Here is a 21,293-nt window from a genome sequence, read left to right on the forward strand (position 1 = left end):
AAATGAGCGTAAAAAAAGAAAGAGTAGATGTACTATTAGTAGAGCGAGGACTTATAGAAACGCGTGAGAAAGCAAAGCGCGCCATTATGGCCGGACTCGTATATGCAAATGAGATGAGACTTGATAAGCCAGGAGAGAAAATCTCGCAAGATACTGAGATTACGGTGAAGGGACAAGTTATGCCGTATGTAAGTCGTGGTGGTTATAAACTTGAAAAGGCATTAGAGACATTTCATCTTGATTTACAAGATAAAGTTATGATAGATATTGGTTCATCAACTGGTGGCTTTACAGATTGCGCGCTTCAAAATGGAGCGAAATTATCTTATGCATTAGATGTAGGATACAATCAACTAGCGTGGAAATTACGTCAAGATGAGCGTGTTGTTGTAATGGAACGAACAAACTTCCGTTACGTGACACCAGCAGACTTAGAACGTGGTTTACCTCAATTTGCAAGTATTGATGTTTCATTTATATCATTAAAGCTTATACTGCCAGTTTTAAAAACAATGCTTATGCCTAACGGAGATGTAGCAGCGTTAATTAAACCGCAGTTTGAAGCTGGAAGAGAGCAAGTTGGGAAAAAAGGTATCGTTCGCGATAGAAAAGTACATGAAGCTGTTGTAGAAATGATTGTCGAGTTTGCTTTAAAAGAAGGCTATGATGTGGAAGGTTTAACATTCTCACCAATTACGGGTGGGGATGGTAATATTGAATTTTTAATTCATCTGAAATGGCATGGTGAACGTGAGAATGGCGAAAATCATTCTCCGATTTCTATAGAGCAAGTTGTTACAGAAGCGCATGACGTTCTAAAACAAAAAGGGAAAGGGGAATAACATATGTTGTTCCTCTTTTTGCTGTAATTGTATAATGATTGTAAAAACAATTGTGTACAAGAAACGAATTATAAGTTAACATAAATAAGTGAAGTATACCAATGTTTAAACTATGGTAAGAGATAGTGTGAGGTGCAAATGTATGAACAAAGGTCAGCGCCATATTAAAATCAGGGAAATTATTGCAAACAAAGAAATTGAAACACAAGATGAATTAGTTGATATTTTACGTAATGAGGGATTTAATGTAACGCAAGCAACAGTATCGCGCGATATTAAAGAACTGCACTTAGTGAAGGTGCCATTACATGATGGGCGCTATAAATATAGCTTGCCAGCAGATCAACGATTTAACCCGTTACAAAAATTAAAACGAAATCTAGTGGATTCATTTGTAAAATTAGACACGGCAGGACATATGCTTGTGCTAAAAACATTGCCTGGTAACGCTCATTCACTTGGAGCACTTATTGATCATTTAGAGTGGGATGAGATCATCGGAACCATCTGTGGTGATGATACTTGCTTAATTATTTGCCGTACACCTGACGATACAGGTGTTGTCTCTGATCGTTTCTTAAATATGTTGTAACAAAAAATCTTGTTTGCTTTCCATCGTAAAGTGGAAAGTGAACAAGATATTTTTATTGGTTAAAAATATGAATTTTCAATTGTAATATAATATTTTGTTTGCATAAAGTTAAAAAATAGATGGATTGACCCGTAAAACAAATGTTTGGTACAATGAAGCGGGTTAGAAGAGTATATACATACAAATATATAGCATGATTATTTGAATGAAGAACTGAGAAAATCCTTTAGTAAGGGATTATTTTATAACGAGGTGAATGGGGCATTGTTATCGGAATTATCGATTAGAAACTTTGCTATTATTGAAGCATTAAATATTTCTTTTCAAAAAGGTTTAACGGTTTTAAGCGGTGAAACAGGGGCCGGAAAATCGATTATTATTGATGCAATTAGTTTACTTGTAGGTGGCCGTGGGTCAGCAGAATTTGTTCGATATGGAACAGAAAAGGCTGAGATTGAAGGGCTATTTTATGTTGAAGATGAGAAGCATCCATGTATTGAAAAGGCAGAAGAGTTAGATATAGAAATAGAAGATGGTATGATTATTTTAAAGCGTGATATTGCTGCGAACGGGAAGAGTGTATGTCGTGTAAATGGGAAGCTTGTTACACTTAGCATATTAAAAGAAATTGGGAAAACACTTGTTGATATTCATGGACAGCACGAAACGCAAGATTTAATGAATGAAGAACGACATCTGTTTATGCTTGATCACTTTGATGGGGATCGAATCGTTAAACAATTAGACATATATCAAAACGTATACGCTGACTATGAAAAATTAAAAAAACAATTGAAATCGTTAAGTGAAAATGAGCAACAAATGGCACATCGCTTAGATTTAATTCAATTTCAGCACGAGGAAATTCGCAAGGCGGATTTAAAGATGGATGAAGAAAATGAATTAACTGAGGAACGATTGCAAATTTCTAATTTTGAAAAGATTTATAAAGCGTTAGGTGATGCATATCGTTCTTTAAGTGCCGACGGACAAGGATTAGATAATGTAAGAAGTGCAATGGGGCAAATGGAAAGTATTACACATTTAGATGAAGTGTATCAAGAGAATCATGATTCAATTGCAAATAGCTATTACTTATTAGAAGAGGTTGCCTATCAACTGAGGGAAAAGCTCGATATGATGGAATATGATCCAAATCGTTTAGATGAAATCGAAACACGTTTGAATGAAATTCGTATGCTAAAGAGAAAATATGGAAATAATGTAGAAGAGATTTTAGCGTATGCTGATAAAATTGAACAGGAAATTTTTACGATTGAAAATAAAGACGTTCATATTGAAACGACGAAGAAACAGTTGAAGGAATTAGAAAGTGTTATTATGAAAGAAGCAACGTTGTTAAGTAATATGCGTCATGAGCTTGCAGAACACCTTACAAATGCAATTCATCAGGAATTAAAAGAATTATATATGGAAAAAACGAAATTTGAAGTGAGAATTATGAAGAGAGAAGGAAATGCAGAAGAGCCCCTTGTGGAAGGTGCGCCGGTAAGACTTACGGCGGATGGTTACGATCATGTGGAATTTTATATTTCAACGAACCCAGGAGAGCCGCTAAAACCACTTTCAAAGGTTGCTTCTGGCGGAGAGTTATCTCGTATCATTTTAGCTTTAAAAAGCATTTTTTCTAAGCATCAAGGGGTTGCATCTGTTATTTTTGATGAAGTGGATACGGGTGTAAGTGGCCGGGTCGCACAGGCTATTGCGGAAAAAATTTATCGAGTATCAGTAAACTCGCAAGTACTTTGTATTACGCACTTACCTCAAGTAGCTTCAATGGCGGATTCACATTTATTTATTCGAAAACAAGTAGCGAATGATCGGACAATTACATCAGTTACTGTTTTAACTATGGAGGATAAAGTAACAGAAATAGCTCGAATGATTTCTGGTGTGGAAATCACAGATTTAACGACAGAGCATGCGAAAGAATTACTTACGCAAGCGCATCATTTTAAACAGACAGCAGAGGCTATCCAGTAATGGATAGCTTTTTTTCTCAAATGACGATTTCTTAATTCTTCCGGTTATAAATAAAGCACTGCAAGGAGAGATTAAAAAGTGAAGCCAAGAGGCTGAATGTGGGGTAGGAGCGAGGAGAGTGAACAAGTTGAAATTAGAAAAATTTCGAAAAATAATAGGTCTTTGTCTCCTTGTTTCTTTAGTTTTTATTGGATGTTTTAAACCGCTTCGAACGTTTATTTCATCACCGAAACAACTTGTTGTTTTTGAAGGACAACAATCAGAAATATCATCATTACCAGTTTTCAAAGCTTCATCCACAAATCGTCATGTATTTACAGTGAGTTCGAATGAACAAAAACAAGGACTTATGGTAAATTCTCATCAAAATGGTGAAGCTGATATGGTATTTCAGCTTGCTGGTTTTCCAGTGAAAAAAGTAAATGTGAAAGTGTTAAAAGATTTTAAAGTGATTCCAGGTGGACAATCAATTGGTGTGAAATTAAATACAAAAGGTGTACTTGTTGTAGGCCATCATTTAATTCAAACTGAAAAAGGTAAAATATCTCCTGGTGAAACAGCAGGTGTACAAATTGGAGATATGATTACTGAAATTAATGGTAAAACAATTGAAAGAATGAGTGATGTAGCACCGTTTATTCATAATAGTGGAGAAACAGGTGAACCGCTTAATCTTGTATTGTTAAGAGATGGAAAATATATTCGTACGAAGCTAACTCCACAAAAAGACAACGGTGAATCGTCTTATCGAATTGGCTTGTATATCCGTGATTCGGCAGCTGGAATTGGAACGATGACATTTGTTCATCCAGATTCTATGAAATATGGGGCACTTGGTCATGTTATTTCTGATAATGATACGAAAAAGCCGATTCAAGTCGAAGATGGACAAATTATGCGCTCGACAGTTACATCAATTGAAAGAGGTAGTCATGGGAATCCAGGGGAGAAATTAGCAAGATTCTCACCAGACCGTGAAGTGATTGGCAATATTACAATTAATAGTCCATATGGTATTTTTGGAAAATTAAATACGAATATGAAAAACGGTATAATGGATAAAGCAATGCCTATCGCATTATCTCATCAAGTAAAAGAAGGACCGGCAAAAATATTAACAGTTATTGATCAAGATAAAGTAGAAGCGTTTGATATTGAAGTTGTTAGTACAGTGCAGCAAAAATTCCCAGCCACAAAGGGTATGGTAATAAAAGTAACAGATAAACGTCTATTAGCGAAAACGGGCGGTATCGTACAAGGAATGAGCGGAAGTCCAATTGTACAAAATGGAAAAGTAATTGGTGCTGTTACACATGTATTTGTAAATGATCCAACATCAGGATATGGTGTTCATATTGAATGGATGTTACATCAAGCTGGAATTAATATTTATGATCAAGAGAAAAAAGCGAGCTAATATATATTATTAGCTCGCTTTTTCTGTTGAAAAATTCGTTGAAATTTTGTAAAAGCTCCGCAAGAGGTGTTTTTTGTTGTAAAATAAAAGGAAAGGGTTGAACGTTTCGTTGTATTTCTATGATGGAATGTGTTGCGAAAGGGAATAAATGAACGATAAACATATTTTTTTGTGATTTTATCGGAAAGTAAGAAACTTTAAAAGGGAATTTTCACACAATTGTCGAACAATTCATGTAGCCTAGAAGGATACACATGTCGGAGAATCGATTCGGTAAGGGAGGAAAAGCTGTGGAGAAAATTAAAGTATGTCTTGTGGATGATAATAAAGAACTAGTATCAATGTTAGAGAGCTATGTAGCCGCTCAAGATGATATGGAAGTAATCGGTACTGCTTATAATGGTCAAGAGTGTTTAAACTTATTAACAGATAAGCAACCTGATGTACTCGTTTTAGACATTATTATGCCACACTTAGATGGTTTAGCTGTATTGGAGAAAATGCGACATATTGAAAGGTTAAAACAGCCTAGCGTAATTATGTTGACAGCATTTGGCCAAGAAGATGTGACGAAAAAAGCAGTTGACTTAGGTGCCTCGTATTTCATATTAAAACCATTTGATATGGAGAATTTAACGAGTCATATTCGTCAAGTGAGTGGTAAAGCAAACACTATGATTAAGCGTCCACTACCATCATTCCGATCAGCCACAACAGTAGATGGAAAACCGAAAAACTTAGATGCGAGTATTACGAGTATCATTCATGAAATTGGTGTACCCGCTCATATTAAAGGATATATGTATTTACGAGAAGCAATCTCCATGGTATACAATGATATCGAATTATTAGGATCGATTACGAAAGTATTGTATCCAGATATCGCAAAGAAATATAATACAACAGCAAGCCGTGTGGAGCGCGCAATTCGTCACGCAATTGAAGTAGCTTGGAGCCGTGGGAATATTGATTCTATTTCGTCCTTATTCGGTTATACAGTATCCATGTCAAAAGCAAAACCTACGAATTCTGAGTTTATCGCAATGGTTGCGGATAAGCTGAGACTTGAACATAAAGCTAGCTAATCGTTGTTGTATCAAGATGTTAAGTGTATTTCATAATAAAATTTAATAACCAACGAATTACGTATGTAGGCAATAAAGTACATAGGTAATTGGCGGTTAATTTAAAAACCTTCTATTTATTGGATTGAAATTTTAATTCCAATAGTTAGGGGGTTTTTTGTTGTATGAATAACTTTCAGATGAATGTTGAAAACTTTTTACTTCATTGCGATGCAAAGCATTTAAGTAGGAAAACAATTCGGTCATACGACCAAACGTTGAAACTTTTTGCTTCATATTTAGAAAGAGAACTAAAGATTACGGATGTTGATAAGGTGAAACCTCTTCATATTCGAACGTACATTAAATATTTGCGGGAACGTGGTAAATACACATTTACATCTAATACGGCTAGTGAACAAATTAATTATCCAACACGTAGAACAGATTATGGAAAGACCATTAGTGAAACAACAATTGCTAATTACCTTCGCAATATTAAAGTGTTTTTTAATTTTTTAGAAGCTGAAGGTGATATTGCTAAGAATCCAATATCCAATATTGAATCAATTAAGCCGCAGCGGAAACAAAAGATATTGTTATCCGTAGATGAAATAAAGAAAGTGTTGTATTCAATTGATATAAGTACATTCCATGGGTTTAGAAGTTACGTCATGATTAAACTTATTTTAGATACAGGTATACGTGCAGGAGAATGTTGTAGTATGCAAGCTGAAGACCTAGATATAAAAAATAAAAGTATTCTAATTACGAATCCGAAAAATAAGAAACAACGATATGTTTATTTTTCTAATATTATGGCTAACGATTTAAAGCGTTGGTTGAAGTATAGGGATAGATTTAGTGATGCAGAGTATTTGTTCCCTACGATAAGAGGAACAATGTTAAACGTTAATAATTTTGAAGCGAGTATTAGAAGTATTGGTAAAAAGGTAAGGGTACATTTCACACCTCACCAATTAAGAAATAACTTTGCAAAGTATTACATTCTTAATGGTGGTGATTGGTTTAGCTTGTCTAGAGTATTAGGTCATTCATCAGTCGAAGTAACGCAAAGGGCGTACTTAGACTTTACTGACGATGAAATTAAAAATAAATATCAACGTCATTCGCCATTAGCAAGTATGAAATTTTAAGTCAAAGAAAAAAGTCCCCTATTGCAGTAGGAGACTCAAAGTTAAAAGTTGTGTATTAAAACTAAATACCGGATATTCCGTACATTTAGCACTTGTATTATACCATTTTTGAAAAATGGATAGCAAGGGGCTTAGTTAGTTATTGTCTTTTTACAAGGGTAAGTACAGGGATTTCCGAACGTGGGAATGACCTAACACCACGATAAACACTTGAACAGGTGAGAATCAGCCAACGTCAGAAAATGGGGTTCGTAGGCACGTTAGAAGCTTTCCTCGTTTGCTTGTGTCTAGTCTATGTGGAGAACGCACATAATCAGTTTGGTGGTTGCTTGGTGTACGACGGTACAGGTAGCAACGAATAAGAAAGATACATTAGGTTCCGAGTAATTAAGGATATGTCAGCAGTACAATTCCTTTCCTAAATTTTTCAGCATGTTGGACAAGCATGACATGTTAAAAGTTCGTTGTAGGTGAAAATCTAGTGTTCAAACGAGGTGTTACTATACGGATTCCTTAACCCGATAGACCATGAGAAGTGACAAGGAACGTCTGCTTTATATCGCATTAACTTTTTGTTTTGTGATATAAGGTAGTTATTCTATGCCCTAGCCGTTGTCCTGCTACCCTCATCCCATGATAAAGAACGAGTATTCCAAGTTAATGCTGCTAGGGAAAAAATTTGAAATGAGACAAAGCCATAAAAGATGGTAAAAATGATAATTTATACGGATTGTACAAAGTATAGAATTAAATAATAATATTAAGTTGATACAGGTAAAACATGCCAAGTGGAATTTGTTTAAACGAAGATAGCTAATTACTATAATTAATGGTTATCCAATGATATAATTACTCTCTAGGAGGAGAAATACTATGACTGAGATTTTAAGTGAAAATTTACAAATAGAAGCACATAACCTGGACGGCAGTTTGCTATTTGTAGAGGAAAATATACCTTCTATTATTAAATATATGGGTTCTAAGCGTGCAATTATTCAATATGTAGTAGATGGGATTAAGGAATGCTATACAGGGGGAGTTGTTGTTGACCTTTTCGCAGGTTCAAGCATCCTATCTGGTGCATTGCGTAACCAAGTTCCTATGATATCCAACGATATTCAACAATATTCTGCGATATTAGCGAAAACATATTTATCTAGTTATGAATGGGATAGATATCCAAATATACTTAATGATATTATAGAACAAGCCGAAGAGGTAGTGAATACTTTTAAACAAGCGTATCCTGAGTTGGAATTCGATTACAACAAGGAGTTTACAATAGAAGAATTCAATGAATTAGAACAAGCACAGCAAAAATTGATTGAGAAAGATTTTTGTGAGTTTCCTTATCATTTGTTTGTAAAAAACTATTCAGGGACATATTGGAGTTTTGAACAATGTTTGTGGATTGATGCGATAAGGGGGATTGCGGATGAGTATCGTGATGAACCTGTGTTTTACCCTATACTAGCAAGTTTAATGTATGCTATGTCGTACAATTCCCAAAGTACGGGGCACTATGCACAATATCGAGATGCAAATAAACTTTCTTCAATGAAAGATATTTTAATTTACCGTCGCAAAGATATTCTTTCGTTCTTCGAGAGAAAGTTTTTGGAGTTCCAGCAAACGTTGGGGCAAAATAATCTAGGACATGAGGTTTTTTCTCAAGATTATATGGATTGTTTAGAAGGAATGGAAGTGAATTCGACGGTTTATGCAGACCCACCATATTGTTTTGTACACTATTCTCGTTTTTATCATGCGATTGAAACCCTTGTACGCTATGATTATCCTGAGGTGAAGTTCAAGGGAAGATATCGTATGGACCGCCATCAATCACCGTTTTGTATTAAGACGAAGGTCAAAAAGGCATTTGAATCCATGTTTAAAAAAATAAATGAAAAAAAATCAAATCTGGTATTGAGTTATAGCGATACTGGTATGATTGAGGCAGATGAATTAATTCAAATTGCAGAAAATACGTTTGATGATAATTATTCAATTGAATTTCGCTTGCAGGACTATGCACATAGTACAATGGGGCGTACAGAGGACAAGAGTCGGGATGTATTAGAGTGCTTAATATTAATTAAAAGAAAATAGTCGAATTAAAGCCCTTAGATATGTTGAAACGTCTAAGGGCTGCTTTTATTACTTTCTCTTAGTCCTAGTTCCTTTAGGAATTGGGATAGGAATAACACCGGTTACATCCGGTTCATATAAACTGCTTTTTATTCCAAAAACTAGTATTGGACAACCACCTCCACCGCCTGTATCTAGTTTAGGAAGTAGTTTACCTAAATGGGTGGTAGAAGCACCATACTTTTTGCCAATTCCTAGTGGGTTAAAAATATGTTGTTGTAAATCCTTAGAACGTGTAATTATTACACCTACGCTAATGGTATTGTTTGAATCAAATAATAGTCTAAATTTCTCTAAATCCCTATCAAAAAATGTATCCTTATTGTTCCATTCAATTTCAAGTCCTACACCAGCTTTGAAGCAATCTAACTTATGAGTTTCTGACTTAATAATTTCTCCATCAATTTTTGATTCTATAATAAATTTCTTTTCTACCCAACCTAGCTGTGAAAATGGTTCATCAAAACTACTGGCAACACTTGATTTACTTCCACCACCAACGGTTATCTGGCTTTCTTTTAATGTGAAATTGGTTAATACTTCTATGATTTCTTCCCAATGTTTGGGGAAATCCTCTTTGAGGATTGCACATGCGTGTCTTCGTTCTTCCACCACATAATTATCTCTAATAAATTTTGGTAATAGTTCTTTTCCCAATGAAGTAACCTCCTTTCTGTAGGTGCAATAGAATTATTTTATCACGATTTTAATGGTTGTATCTTTGAAAATTACAATAATAAGTTTTAAAATGGTTTCTATGTATAAAATAACGTAAACAATTATATTCTATGTAAACTTGAAATAATAGGATAAGAAAGTATTAGGAGAAATTCCAAACATAGTTTTAAATAATTTTGATTTTATATAATTAAATGTGACAAACTACCAAAAAATATTGTATTTACTATTGTATAAGACAGGAAAGAAGTTAATACTACGCAACAATATTTATGAAACCTTACGTAATACTAACTATTAGTATTCAGTATCTATGATAAATAAGCTAATAAGCCACATACAGCAAACAAAGGGCGGTAGAAGATGATTAGCAACGCAATAGATTGTAAATCAAAAGATAATTGCGTTAGAGTGCATCTCTTGGTGTTATAAAAAAAGAAAAGTAGAAAATATAGATGCAATTAGTATATGTTAGAACTATTAAAAACAAGTTTAAATATTAAAGAATAACAGGGAGGGTAAAGGCTTTGAAGTTACAAGAACGAATAAAAATGTATCGAATACCGATAATAGGGGTAATGGGACTGTTAGCAATATGGTTTCTCTTTTTCAGAGGTAGTAGCGGTGGAGAATTAACTCAAAAAGAGTTTGAAGACAAGTTAAAAGAAATATCAAACGGTAAAATTACCATTACAGATTCGAAAGCAGAACCTTTCGAAAAAGGTGATGGTACAGGATTATATACCGCTAACTGGAATGGTTTTATGATTTCAACAAGATTAGAGAAGAATGGTAAACTAGCAAACACGTACGCAGTTATAACAAAACAAGCAGGATATATGGATGAAATTGCAATAGGCCAATACCATGACTTAATGCAATATCTAATTCGTATTTCAAACCCAAAACTATCTGTAGACGATGTACAAATGATAGTAGATAATGAATTAAACTTCAACCAACAAATTATGACAGGTGATAAACATACTACATCTAAAGATAACATGTACTATCAGATAAGCGGTGGAGGAGAACCTGTAAACTTCTACTCGTTCTTAATTATGGACGAAGACGGATATAAGAGAGTAAACGGTACAAAGCAATAGGAGTTGGACAGTATGAAAGTAAAATACTTATTAATAGGAGAGTTGGACTGTTTGTAGTATGCTTTCTTTTCTTTAGGGGTAGCGAATAAACTCCTAAAGAGAGGGTATAAGCGTTTTCATGGGATTCTTTTTTATTGGAACGGGAGGAAACTTTATGAACGAAAAGGATTGTCCAGATATACAAAAATTTATGGATAAGGAACTTGGTGTCTTTTTCAAAGAAATGACTACACGTTTTGATAGATTGGAAGAACGTCTTGATAGGCTAGATTCGTTCTTAGATACGTTGAATGATGTTGGAGGAATGTTAAAAGATGTTCGTTCGGATATGGAGGCAATTAAGGAAGACAACAAAGGTATCCCAAAATCATCCTAAGATATGCCGAAATAGTCGTTTGACATTAAGAGTCACATACGTTTGTGATTGTGATTGATATTGTGATTCATGCGGCATAGAATCAGTGTTTTGTGGGTATATGCGGCATAAGGGAGGGTGTTCTATATTTTGTGCTTATTAAAATGGAATATACTTCCTACAAGGGGTTTTCAAATCAATCACAAATATTGTGACTTTAAAAAAGCCAGTGGTATCAAGGATTCGTGATTTGTCATGAAAATTTAACATTTTATTTCTTGTAAAATGGTCACACAGCTTGTGCTATAAGTAAAGAAGAACTTAAACGAAATAAATAAATGTTATTAATGAATTTAAAGCTTTAGCTTTTAAGCTTTGCTTATAATCTTTTTAATGAATAAATCTAACGATATTTCGTTGAAAAGATAAAAGAAGTAGTTCAGACCTAAGGGTCTTCACTAGGCTACGCCAAGTCTGTTTAAAAGAAAAAGATATTTGATAAGTCTCCAACAAACTACAAGATAAATTAGAGGATAAGCCTTTTCGTTTTCTTACTAAATTAATATTTCTTCTTGAAGCCTACGGCGTTTTGTCGTGGGTTCTTTTTTTATGTCTTCATATTTCTCAATTTGTATAAAAAGTTTCATTTTCTTCTTGTTAAATAGGGGTACAGATGGACATAAGAGTAGGGAAAGCTTAGCTACCTTTTCCGTAGTAAAAAAACAAACGGGGGGAATATTCATATGGAACAAAAAGAACTCAAAATCGAAATTATGTTGAATCCAAAAACAGTCGGTATTTTACGTCGAATCAAAGGTGTTACGGCTGTTCAATTAGCTGACAGGATGTTTGTAAGTCATTCGGTAGTAAAGAAAGCCGAATGCGGACAAGTCCCGATTTCGAATATAATGAACGTTCGTTTATGGAAAGCGTTAGCGGGGCTTGGATATTCCGTAGAGGATATTTACGTAATCAATATGTTTGTAGAACAAAAAGGGGGGCGTTGTGGATGAAACAGCGTAAACTTACACCTCAACAATTAGAAGCCCTAACACAAATATTCGAGAGACAAAGGGCGGGCGAAACGTTAACAGCTATCGCAAAAGATATGAAACTAGACCGTCGGACCATTTACAATTGGCGTCAACGTACTGAATGGGTCGAAATGGAAAAGGAATTGCGAAGACGTCTTATTAATGATGCGTACGAATCCGTTATGGAAACGTTAGTTAAAAACGCGGTTTCGGGGAAATCGCCAAAATGGACGGAACTCTATTTAAAATCAACTGGGCGACTTAAAGACGTCGCTGAAATCCAAACCAAACAAGCAATCACAATCAAAGAAGAAGGAATTACGGATGACCTACTTGCGGAACTAGACGCATTATTGAAAGGTTAGTTTGTTTATCTAATGGGAGGAAAATAATTATGACATACAACTTATCACCAATGGAAAAAGTAATGTTAGGTTACGGGGCAATCGAAGACCCGTATGCAGATGAAAAAGAAATTACGGAAGCGGTAACGCATCAACAACGACCTGAAACGAAGACATTCGGGCAAATGCTAACGAATAATCCATATAGTAATGTCAATGCATTTGTAAATATCAGCAATGGATATGCAAAGAGTGTTGGGGAAAACGACCCTGGTCTTCATAAAGATGCTAGAAAGATTCAACGTCTTCAAGCTGAACAAGAAGCAATTGCTGGGCGTATAGCGGCTATTCATGATAAATATGCACAATAAGGGAACTGGGCGGCATTTGCTGTCTGTTCCTCTCTTTTTTTATATACAGAATCATAAGTCTATGAATCGTTAGGACGTTGGATATCTCAAAATGGACGCTGCAAATATCCATGATTTACCCCAAGTGCGTAACAGATTTTATTTTCATATTTGTGTAGCGAAGCAAGAGGAATATATGTCATTACTGGATTTATAAACAATCACAAATAATGTGATTAATACTAGTTGTGAAAACAAAAAAGAACGCGGGGGCATTGTGCCACCTTGCGTCCTTATAAAACAAATTGATTTAAACTATCTTCAATTTCTTCCTCAGTGATTCCAATGTAAGTAAGCGTAATTTGCGGGTGGGAATGATTTAGGATTGCTTGTAGCTTCGCAACGTCTTTGTATTGCTTATAGAACCAGTACCCGAATGTTTTACGCATTGTATGAGTCCCGATTCCTTCAGTGATATCAGCCATTTCAGCCGCCTTGTTAAGTTGTCTGTATGCTTGTGTTGTTGTGATTGGCTTGTCCCCTTTACGGCTTGGGAAAAGCCATTCCGAATTCACTGTATTAGCATAAGCTTGTATTTCGTTGTAAATGTTATCTAGCTTAATTGTACGGGGCTTCTTCGTCTTTCCTTCTTGAATAACAATCTTCTTTTTCCTCTTAACATCGCTAGTTTTTAGCTTCAGTAAATCGCCTACACGTAATCCCGTATTAATTCCAATTAGAAACATAATGTAATCTCGTTCGGAACAATGACGTTTTAACGCCCACTTCATATCTTCAATTTGTTCTTTGCTTCGAATAGGTTGCACGTCCTTGATTTGATTCATAATATATCCGCCCTTTGTATGTATAGTAAAATCAATGATTTGAATGTACGTTTTTTAAAGATATTTATATAATAGCGGTATTTCAAGTTTAAATCAATAGAATTAACAAAATGAATGTATGTTTTTATTTAAAAACGTACATTGGGTTTAGAGGGACAGAAAAGTCACCTTCCTAAAATTAAAAGGGGGGTGAACCATATCCCCCTATGTCTTCGCAAATTAGTGGCGACCTTTATTTTGAAGATGGGCTATTTTAAACAAGGTGGCATCTATTTAACATGAGGGATACATCTTAAAGTAGGTATACCCTTTTAAGGGGGCTGTTTATTTAAGTATAGCTTGTATTAAATAACCTTGTGTGTACAAGTAAATTACGAAGCCGCGAGGTTCTTCTTCTCCATTCTCATAATCATAATCTTCTTATAAGCTATCGTTTGCCTTCCACCATTCCGTAAGCATAACCTTCTAGGGTCTGATACATCATGTGTCTAGCAGTCTTTTACATTACAATCATTATTATTTAATACTATTCTGTACGTTCAAATACTCAACGTTTATGAAACAATTCTACTTATTATGAGTAAAAGTTGATACAACAATGTTTCTTTCGTTTCAAAATATTGTTTCAAAACCTTTCATCATTTCATCTATTTGAATTGCTTTGTTTTGATTATTAAAATTCAATTTCTTCTTTAATTCTTTTTGATTGATGAATTTTTGCCAATCAATTCCTTCAAGCAAAATAAATTCGTAAATTCATTTGAATAAGGAAAACCGACCCGGTAGATGGGGGAAGTGGCATACTTATCTGCGAGTATAAGCTAAAGAGAATACAGGGAATATTATTCATTGGATACGAGAACTTAGCGACTAGTCAAGGCTAGAAAATTTTACAATAAAAAATTAGTTGAGTTTGGGAATCTATGTCTTTGTTTTATCGTATCTACCGAAATTAATAAGCTTCCTAAAGAATAAGAATTCGTACAAAAATAGTGATAAATAAGAGGGGGATTGAATGCTTTTTTAGATAAATTTGAACTGCGTAAGGTGCATATTATTGTATTAGTTTTATCCAATTTTTTTGATGAATATAAAATTGATAAGGTAGAGTAATTTTTAATTAATTACAATTTATGTGTCACGAAATGGATAATAAAAGACCAATAGAAAGTGTAAGGACAAAATCAAACACTTTCGGAGGAATTTTATTATGATAAATTTAATCAAAAATGAAGAAACATTTATTATCAACGTTAATGTTCGTGAATCTTATATGAACCGTGTAGATGTATTAGAAAAAGTAAAAGGATTATTACTTTTACCTAATATAGAAATGGCAACAACAAAGCAGGTTGCGGAGTTCTATGAGATAGAGGATAGTGTTATACGGCATGTAATAAAAGAAAATAAAGAGGAACTATTACAAGATGGTTATAAAATAAATGTAGGTAAGGATTTAGCCCGTGAACTTATTTCACACGCTAAAGTTGAAAGGAAAAGAGGGCATATACTAATTAACGGTGAAATGAGACTTCCATATACCGAGGTGGCACTTTTCCCTAAACGTGCAATTTTGCGTGTCGGAATGTTATTACGAGACAGCCTTGTTGCAAAAGAAGTTCGTACTCAATTATTAAACATGGAAGAGAGAACATCAGATGAGATTAAAGTCGCTGATATTTGCGAAGAACAAGCGTTACAAATTGCTGTGGGAAAAGCCCTAATAACGGGGGATATAAACGGATTGGCACATGCTTCTGAAAAGTTAATTGAGTTTAAAAATCGTCATATTACTGGAATGGAGAACAAGCTACAAGAACAACAAATGGTAATTAAAATATTAGTGAAAGAGGAAGTTCAATATAAAAACCCTAGAACACTTCTTCGTAAACTTGTTAACCATTATTCCAAAGTGGTTCACGGTACTATTAGTACAAACAAAGGTTGGATAGACCTTCGTCATCATCTTGCAAACAAATTAGAGAGAGGAATTAATTTGAAATCTCGAAGAACTAATGCAAGAAAAAGTAATCCTAGGGCTTCATATATAAGTGTTATCCATCCCGAGGAATTTAAAATCATTATTTCTGCAATGGTGGGAATATGTGTAAGTAGTGGTGTGGAAGTTTCTGATATTATGAAAGATGCCTAAAAATAAGAAAACGTCACGATTTAATTCGTGGTTTTCATTCCTTTAGGATATTATTCTTCGAATTTTTTATTTCGATATTTTTAATGGATGAATTCAAGTGAAAATATATATGTAAACTTTATTGGAAGTGAAACTTTAAAGATAAGGTAGAATGGAATAAATATTTAGGCTTAATATAGAGATGTATATACTATGAAAATATAAAAGTTGATGGAGGTTGAGTATGGAGAGAGTAATATATTGTGAGGTGGATTTTGAAGGGTTAGGAGTAACACAAAAGGATTTTTATGAATGTATGATTAAAGAAGGATTCGGGGCAGAACGTGAAACAATTGCACACATAATAAAAGATGATAATCCTAAAAGTATAGAGAAATATATTCTAAGTGAAAATAATGGTTATATGATGAAATTTTTGGTGGATGAGGATTTAGCGGGTTTGTTATCGGGATATAGTTTGGAAGGAGTAGAAAAAGGATTTACAACAATTGATGCGTTTTCAAATAAGCTAAGAGAATTCATAAAATGTTGGTTAGAAGTAGAAGAACAGAATAGAGGAAGGTAAAAAGATGGGGACATTGTTCCTTGTCTTTTTTTATTTCAGTGCCATCCGTCCATAAATAATAATTTTTTAGAGTGTAATGTCACGTTTCATACGTGTAGAGACGAATAGAAAGGGAAGAGGTAGTTCCTTTCTCCTCTTAGACATTCATAAATACAACATTTTTTATGATTTTGTCACAGTAAACTTTTAAAATTATAAAAATCAGTGAGGGACGGCAACATGAAATTATACAAAAGAGAAAAGAAAACACACATTCAAATACAGCAGGAAGATAAGCTAGAACGAATAAAGCGAATTTATGATGATAAAAAAGTAAAGCAGGTGCTTGCCGTAGAAAAAACATGGAATAAGTATGCTTTACTTCGATTGGAAGAAGGAGAGGATGCCTTCCATATCATTTTTAATGATTATTTAATAGGATGGTTAATTCAAACAAATCTCAATAAATTTGAAAATGCATGGAAAAATAAGCGGATTTATCGAGATGATTTTGAAAGTGTATTTTGGGAGAAGTTATGGCATGTGTGTCGAGAACATTCATGGAACGATGAGTATTATCTGTATGAAAAAATCAGAAAGTCATTAGAATGTTCAGGTTATAACCTAGTAAAAGCGAAATTAACGACGGATAAGCGAAGGGCTAATCATCAAAATGTTGACCTTATGGCAGACTTAGAAAAGATGGATTCACCTTTTCGTATTGAGAATGATATAGAAATTAAACTATTAATTAATCAGTATTGTAATGATATTGAAGCGGATTTAATAACAACGTATATTGAAAGTCCTCATTTATCATACAGAGACTTGGGGCGTTTGTATGGGATAAATCACCCTGAAAGAGTAAGGCGAATACTTGATTCTGCAAAGAGGAAGCTAAGGGAGATTATGCATATATAATTCATAAATAAAGTGTTGGCAGTAGGAGTAGTTTTACTGAAGCGGTGTAGGGTATAAAATGTTTAATAATATTAGGGTTTATAGTAGAATAGGGAGTATTGGAATGAAGGAAGAATAAGGAACTTTTAAATTGTTGGAGGCTTACATAGTTGGGGAATTTAAAAAGATTTTTAAGTGATAAGGATAATAGAGATATTGTTTTGTTTTCAATTAATACTTTGACGGCGGTGGTAAGTGTAATTATTGCTGTGATTTCTTTATTTGTAGCATGGCAAGCAAAGGAAATTGCGAATCGACAAATAGAAACTGCAAAGGCTGAAAAAAGTCCCTTAATATATTTTGACATGAATTACGATGAAGATGATAAGGGAAACTTTATTGGCACTAATTTAGAGGTTTCTAATGAAGGTGGATTATTGAGAGAATATGGTGTAGATTTGGTGACGATTTTAGAGTTGCGGATTTCTGACTTTAGTAAGGATAAAGTGGAGAAGACTCTTAAAATACCTATTCATAATTATTATGATATAAGTGGTAAGTCTGGTGCATCTCAAAAGAAACTGGTGACTTATGATAATTTATTTCTAAAAGAAGGAAATCATGCGAAGATTAACCGTGTATTCAGTGAATTTTCTGAAAAGACAAAGTCGTTAAATGATGAAAAAGAAAAACAAACGGGCAAAGCTTTTCTGATTGGATATCCTGAATTGAAGACATATGTGAAAGTATGGTATAAAGACATTTATAATGAGAAGCATATTCAATATTATAGTGTAGATAATATGGGTGCCACTCAAATAAATAATGAAAAAGGAAGAGAAGAGTTTAAAAACAGTGACCTATCTAGTAAAGTACTCGATTTGAAAGACCTTGATGCAGATAAATTATTAAAAATCGTAAGTCAAGATATACGAAAATAAAACAATGATTACAATCTGATATAAAAAGCATTATTTCATTTTATTTGAAGTAATGCTTTTTATTATGTAATTACAAGTGGCAAAGTAAAGTATAACTTACTAAGTTTATTAATAATTAAACATGATTCTAAACAATACGGTAGGGGTATAAAGGGAATAAAAAAATACCGCCTAAGTAGTGATAATCACACAAGGCGGTGAAATTAATAATTAATATAAGTAATTTGTAACGCTATACAGGGTAATAATTAAGATAAATTATATACTTCGTTTACTGCCATAAAAGCTATTTCATATGGATTTTTGTCAATATTCTTTTCAATTAAAGTATTCTTTTCGGCCTTTTTGCAATCGGACGAAAACTCGTCTAGAAGTCCTTTTATTTCAGTATCTAATTTTAATATCATATCAGCACTAAAAGTTAAACCGTATATATTAAAAATAGTAAAGGTATTTAAAAATGCCACGTACATTAATGAAAAGTGAAGCTTTTTTTGTGATTGGTCTTTTTCACTTGTTATTTTACTTATCGCATCTGAAAGTTTTTGTATATCTGTTTCTTTAAATGGTAACCTTTTTTCGTTTATTAATGATATACATAGTAAAGCTGTTCGATTCCAAATAATAACCTTCGCATACGATGATAAAAGTTTTTTTAATTCCGTAGTATTTTCATCTTGGGAATCTGCTTTATTTTCATTATCATTTTTACTTGTTAAGTTCAATCCTAGTTGTTCTAGTTTTGTTGTGAAATCTGAAAAATTTTGTGCATTCATCCCCCGTATAGTAGATAATTCTGTACTGATACCTTTCATTTTGGTATCCATACTATTCATAATAATTTCAAGTTGAACACTTATTTCTTCGATTTTATTACTTGAATTAACTAGGTGGCTAGAGTCTAACTTTTCAGTAATGTCCTTAATCTTTCCAGCAGAGTTTTCTAATTGTTGGACTGAAGATTTGCTAGTGAAATTATCATAGAATGTATAAACAATTGCAATTATAGCTAAAATGATTGATACGATAGTTCCTCCGAAACTCCAATGACTTATTAATTGTCCTGAATCTTTATATTTATATGTATAGTGAGAAATAGCACAAACCATAACTATAATAAGCCAGTAGATTAAATCTTTTTTCTGTACCCAATCGTGCAAACCTGTTTCGGTTTTTAGTTGTTCGGTAGGTTTTTCTTTAAGGATATTACGTGTTACTAGCATTAAAAAAAGAAAAATTATGCCATAAACAAAACTAGGTATATCTAGATATTCAAGCCAAGTTCTCAAAATGTATCCCTCCTGTATGATTCTTCTACTTTATATATCCTAGCAAAAATATAAATGAATGAATATATTAATTTTTTTGTTTGAAAATTAATTGTTATTATAGGAAGAAAGTGATAAACTTTTATTAAGTTGACCTATCAATTTGAGGATGGGCACCAATAAATAGAAGCATTTAATGATAGTTATGAAATATACAATGCCTTGATATAACGGTGGTTATACAGTATCCATGTCAAAAGCAAAACCTACGAACTCTGAGTTTATCGCAATGGTTGCGGATAAGCTGAGACTTGAACATAAAGCTAGTTGAGAGTAAAAGTAGTAAGGGATTTAAGCTTTAGTAAAGCTTAATAATTCTTGAAATTGATACTCGATATCAAATTTAAAACCAATGAACTTTTTATTTAAAGACCAATGAATGTTATAATTCGTTGGTCTTTTTATTTTGTTGAGAAAAAGAGATTATTTGATAGTATGGAAAATAAAACCTATTTTTAGTAATATTACATGTAAGTGAGTTTTTTATAAGGCAATAAAATAGATATAGATAGGGAGAAGGGGAATGGAAAATAAAATTTCAACTTGGCTAGGAATAGTAGCAGCTATGGGAGTTCTTGCTATTGCAGTTACATTTGGAATGTTAGAACTTGCAGATAATCCCGTAGATAAAGAAGTGAGTGCTCAAATAGATAAAAAAGAAGACCAAACAATAGTAGGTAGAGAGGTAGATGGGGTCTTTGTTGATGTGTATGTTACTGAAAATTCTACTGAAAGCGAAGTCATTACAGCCATGCATCGCATGACTCATCAAAAAGTGGTGGCAGAACGAAAATTGGGCTCTATCCCAATGATTCAAAGTAATACTAAAAAATTAAAAGAAATTATAAATAAGAGTAGCTTTGCGAAGAAAAATGAACTTTTAGCAATTGCTGATAGATGGGCGAAAAAAGATTTTAGTAAAATTGTAGAAGATCACAATTATTTCTCAGATGCTCAAGAAGATAGCGTTTGTAAAGCAACTAGAGCAATGGATGCGTTAGAAGAGCAACATTATATTTTAACTACATTCGGGGAGGAAAAAGCGAAAGAACTATACGAATCAGGGGATGCTCCGCACGTTCAATAAAAACAATATAAAGGGCTTCTAGTTTTTTTATGATCGTGTTTTTAGGACGCAATGGGGACTTATAAATAAATGGTCTGCTTTCTTTATGACGTGTAACAAAAAAGAAAAGATGTGATTCATTATTAAATGATGAAGGAACGGCTAAATCACATCGTAGTACATCTGTTAAAGGATTTTAGTAGGAAAGGCATCCGTGATATAATAGAAAATAATAAAAAGTCCTGCAAAACAGGACTGTATTATTCTTCGTCTTTATTTTGTTTTTCTAATTCAACTAGTTTTTGAATTAAAATGTGCTGCGGCATATGCATGAGTTGTTCAAGTGGAACACCTAGTGCTTTTGATAAGCGGACTGCAGTATCTGGAGAGATTTGTAATGGTCTCATAGAAGTACCTCCTTTTTCG

General features: G+C 33.5%; 21 protein-coding genes and 1 pseudogene. 18 read left to right on the forward strand and 4 right to left on the reverse strand.

Features of this window, described 5'->3' with window-relative positions:
• Window positions 1–2: 2 nt before the first annotated feature.
• The 7 genes from ACTFRY_RS03510 (at window position 3) to ACTFRY_RS03540 (ending at window position 9,185) form a co-directional block, all read left to right on the forward strand.
• Window positions 3–842 carry a TlyA family RNA methyltransferase gene (locus ACTFRY_RS03510; RefSeq protein WP_000111874.1) on the forward strand — a complete coding sequence of 280 codons (840 nt, stop codon included), beginning with the start codon at window positions 3–5 and terminating at the stop codon, window positions 840–842.
• A 142-nt stretch (window positions 843–984) separates the two neighbouring features.
• On the forward strand, window positions 985–1,434 hold the full coding sequence (gene argR, locus ACTFRY_RS03515) for an arginine repressor ArgR (protein ID WP_001032580.1): 450 nt from the start codon (window positions 985–987) through the stop codon (window positions 1,432–1,434).
• A 264-nt stretch (window positions 1,435–1,698) separates the two neighbouring features.
• A complete protein-coding gene (gene recN / locus ACTFRY_RS03520; RefSeq protein WP_000947765.1) occupies window positions 1,699–3,438 on the forward strand; it encodes a DNA repair protein RecN in 1,740 nt (579 codons plus the stop codon).
• A gap of 118 nt (window positions 3,439–3,556) precedes the next feature.
• Window positions 3,557–4,855, forward strand: a complete 1,299-nt coding sequence (gene spoIVB, locus ACTFRY_RS03525; protein ID WP_002000940.1) for a SpoIVB peptidase — start codon at window positions 3,557–3,559, stop codon at window positions 4,853–4,855.
• A 290-nt stretch (window positions 4,856–5,145) separates the two neighbouring features.
• Window positions 5,146–5,940 carry a sporulation transcription factor Spo0A gene (gene spo0A / locus ACTFRY_RS03530; RefSeq protein WP_021727703.1) on the forward strand — a complete coding sequence of 265 codons (795 nt, stop codon included), beginning with the start codon at window positions 5,146–5,148 and terminating at the stop codon, window positions 5,938–5,940.
• Window positions 5,941–6,104: 164 nt separating this feature from the next.
• Window positions 6,105–7,076 (forward strand): tyrosine-type recombinase/integrase, encoded by a 972-nt coding sequence (locus tag ACTFRY_RS03535; RefSeq protein WP_440032134.1) that lies wholly within the window; start codon window positions 6,105–6,107, stop codon window positions 7,074–7,076.
• An 873-nt stretch (window positions 7,077–7,949) separates the two neighbouring features.
• Window positions 7,950–9,185, forward strand: a complete 1,236-nt coding sequence (locus ACTFRY_RS03540; protein WP_277493737.1) for a DNA adenine methylase — start codon at window positions 7,950–7,952, stop codon at window positions 9,183–9,185.
• 48 nt (window positions 9,186–9,233) lie between these two features.
• Here the strand turns inward: ACTFRY_RS03540 and ACTFRY_RS03545 are convergent, their stop codons facing one another.
• Window positions 9,234–9,881 carry a BglII/BstYI family type II restriction endonuclease gene (locus tag ACTFRY_RS03545; RefSeq protein WP_277493738.1) on the reverse strand — a complete coding sequence of 216 codons (648 nt, stop codon included), beginning with the start codon at window positions 9,879–9,881 and terminating at the stop codon, window positions 9,234–9,236.
• Between the two features lie 548 nt (window positions 9,882–10,429).
• Here ACTFRY_RS03545 and ACTFRY_RS03550 point away from each other — a divergent pair.
• The 5 genes from ACTFRY_RS03550 to ACTFRY_RS03570 all read left to right on the forward strand — a co-directional run bounded on the left by ACTFRY_RS03550 (window position 10,430) and on the right by ACTFRY_RS03570 (window position 13,112).
• Window positions 10,430–11,008 carry a hypothetical protein gene (locus ACTFRY_RS03550; protein WP_440032137.1) on the forward strand — a complete coding sequence of 193 codons (579 nt, stop codon included), beginning with the start codon at window positions 10,430–10,432 and terminating at the stop codon, window positions 11,006–11,008.
• 154 nt (window positions 11,009–11,162) lie between these two features.
• A complete protein-coding gene (locus tag ACTFRY_RS03555; RefSeq protein ID WP_410255619.1) occupies window positions 11,163–11,384 on the forward strand; it encodes a hypothetical protein in 222 nt (73 codons plus the stop codon).
• A gap of 722 nt (window positions 11,385–12,106) precedes the next feature.
• Window positions 12,107–12,376 (forward strand): helix-turn-helix domain-containing protein, encoded by a 270-nt coding sequence (locus ACTFRY_RS03560; protein WP_277493994.1) that lies wholly within the window; start codon window positions 12,107–12,109, stop codon window positions 12,374–12,376.
• On the forward strand, window positions 12,373–12,762 hold the full coding sequence (locus tag ACTFRY_RS03565) for a phBC6A51 family helix-turn-helix protein (RefSeq protein ID WP_254979681.1): 390 nt from the start codon (window positions 12,373–12,375) through the stop codon (window positions 12,760–12,762). The genes ACTFRY_RS03560 and ACTFRY_RS03565 overlap by 4 nt, the downstream gene beginning before the upstream one ends.
• Window positions 12,763–12,791: 29 nt before the next feature.
• A complete protein-coding gene (locus ACTFRY_RS03570; protein ID WP_277493993.1) occupies window positions 12,792–13,112 on the forward strand; it encodes a hypothetical protein in 321 nt (106 codons plus the stop codon).
• Between the two features lie 272 nt (window positions 13,113–13,384).
• Here the strand turns inward: ACTFRY_RS03570 and ACTFRY_RS03575 are convergent, their stop codons facing one another.
• On the reverse strand, window positions 13,385–13,936 hold the full coding sequence (locus tag ACTFRY_RS03575) for a tyrosine-type recombinase/integrase (protein WP_277493992.1): 552 nt from the start codon (window positions 13,934–13,936) through the stop codon (window positions 13,385–13,387).
• A 1,210-nt stretch (window positions 13,937–15,146) separates the two neighbouring features.
• On the opposite strand from ACTFRY_RS03575, the gene ACTFRY_RS03580 reads away from it, so the two are divergent.
• From ACTFRY_RS03580 to ACTFRY_RS03595, 4 genes are all read left to right on the forward strand, one after another.
• Window positions 15,147–16,088, forward strand: a complete 942-nt coding sequence (locus ACTFRY_RS03580) for a hypothetical protein (RefSeq protein WP_277493990.1) — start codon at window positions 15,147–15,149, stop codon at window positions 16,086–16,088.
• A 223-nt stretch (window positions 16,089–16,311) separates the two neighbouring features.
• On the forward strand, window positions 16,312–16,653 hold the full coding sequence (locus ACTFRY_RS03585; RefSeq protein ID WP_440032140.1) for a hypothetical protein: 342 nt from the start codon (window positions 16,312–16,314) through the stop codon (window positions 16,651–16,653).
• Between the two features lie 219 nt (window positions 16,654–16,872).
• A complete protein-coding gene (locus tag ACTFRY_RS03590; protein WP_277493988.1) occupies window positions 16,873–17,553 on the forward strand; it encodes a sigma-70 family RNA polymerase sigma factor in 681 nt (226 codons plus the stop codon).
• Between the two features lie 149 nt (window positions 17,554–17,702).
• Entirely contained in the window at window positions 17,703–18,473 is a 771-nt protein-coding gene (locus tag ACTFRY_RS03595) for a hypothetical protein (RefSeq protein WP_440032142.1), read from the forward strand.
• Window positions 18,474–18,721: 248 nt separating this feature from the next.
• Here the strand turns inward: ACTFRY_RS03595 and ACTFRY_RS03600 are convergent, their stop codons facing one another.
• On the reverse strand, window positions 18,722–19,762 hold the full coding sequence (locus ACTFRY_RS03600) for a hypothetical protein (protein ID WP_440032144.1): 1,041 nt from the start codon (window positions 19,760–19,762) through the stop codon (window positions 18,722–18,724).
• 214 nt (window positions 19,763–19,976) lie between these two features.
• Between ACTFRY_RS03600 and ACTFRY_RS03605 the strand changes: the two are divergent.
• Window positions 19,977–20,072: pseudogene (locus ACTFRY_RS03605) on the forward strand (sporulation initiation factor Spo0A C-terminal domain-containing protein); the annotation flags it as partial.
• A gap of 252 nt (window positions 20,073–20,324) precedes the next feature.
• Entirely contained in the window at window positions 20,325–20,888 is a 564-nt protein-coding gene (locus ACTFRY_RS03610; RefSeq protein ID WP_086391619.1) for a PRK06770 family protein, read from the forward strand.
• 239 nt (window positions 20,889–21,127) lie between these two features.
• Here ACTFRY_RS03610 and ACTFRY_RS03615 read toward each other — a convergent pair whose 3' ends face one another.
• Window positions 21,128–21,274, reverse strand: coding sequence for a YycC family protein (locus ACTFRY_RS03615; RefSeq protein WP_001247671.1), 147 nt, complete (start codon window positions 21,272–21,274; stop codon window positions 21,128–21,130).
• Between the last annotated feature and the right edge of the window lie 19 nt (window positions 21,275–21,293).

Source organism: Bacillus cereus group sp. MYBK195-1, from assembly GCF_051916605.1.
Lineage (GTDB): Bacteria > Bacillota > Bacilli > Bacillales > Bacillaceae_G > Bacillus_A > Bacillus_A cereus.

Bases quoted from the DNA above. Each gene is read 5' to 3' on its own strand.
- ACTFRY_RS03510 (WP_000111874.1), top strand. From the start codon at position 3: ATGAGCGTAAAAAAAGAAAGAGTAGATGTACTATTAGTAGAGCGAGGA.
- argR (WP_001032580.1), top strand. From the start codon at position 985: ATGAACAAAGGTCAGCGCCATATTAAAATCAGGGAAATTATTGCAAAC.
- ACTFRY_RS03535 (WP_440032134.1), top strand. From the start codon at position 6,105: ATGAATAACTTTCAGATGAATGTTGAAAACTTTTTACTTCATTGCGAT.
- ACTFRY_RS03540 (WP_277493737.1), top strand. From the start codon at position 7,950: ATGACTGAGATTTTAAGTGAAAATTTACAAATAGAAGCACATAACCTG.
- ACTFRY_RS03555 (WP_410255619.1), top strand. From the start codon at position 11,163: ATGAACGAAAAGGATTGTCCAGATATACAAAAATTTATGGATAAGGAA.
- ACTFRY_RS03560 (WP_277493994.1), top strand. From the start codon at position 12,107: ATGGAACAAAAAGAACTCAAAATCGAAATTATGTTGAATCCAAAAACA.
- ACTFRY_RS03565 (WP_254979681.1), top strand. From the start codon at position 12,373: ATGAAACAGCGTAAACTTACACCTCAACAATTAGAAGCCCTAACACAA.
- ACTFRY_RS03570 (WP_277493993.1), top strand. From the start codon at position 12,792: ATGACATACAACTTATCACCAATGGAAAAAGTAATGTTAGGTTACGGG.
- ACTFRY_RS03575 (WP_277493992.1), bottom strand. From the start codon at position 13,936: ATGAATCAAATCAAGGACGTGCAACCTATTCGAAGCAAAGAACAAATT.
- ACTFRY_RS03580 (WP_277493990.1), top strand. From the start codon at position 15,147: ATGATAAATTTAATCAAAAATGAAGAAACATTTATTATCAACGTTAAT.
- ACTFRY_RS03585 (WP_440032140.1), top strand. From the start codon at position 16,312: ATGGAGAGAGTAATATATTGTGAGGTGGATTTTGAAGGGTTAGGAGTA.
- ACTFRY_RS03590 (WP_277493988.1), top strand. From the start codon at position 16,873: ATGAAATTATACAAAAGAGAAAAGAAAACACACATTCAAATACAGCAG.
- ACTFRY_RS03610 (WP_086391619.1), top strand. From the start codon at position 20,325: ATGGAAAATAAAATTTCAACTTGGCTAGGAATAGTAGCAGCTATGGGA.
- ACTFRY_RS03615 (WP_001247671.1), bottom strand. From the start codon at position 21,274: ATGAGACCATTACAAATCTCTCCAGATACTGCAGTCCGCTTATCAAAA.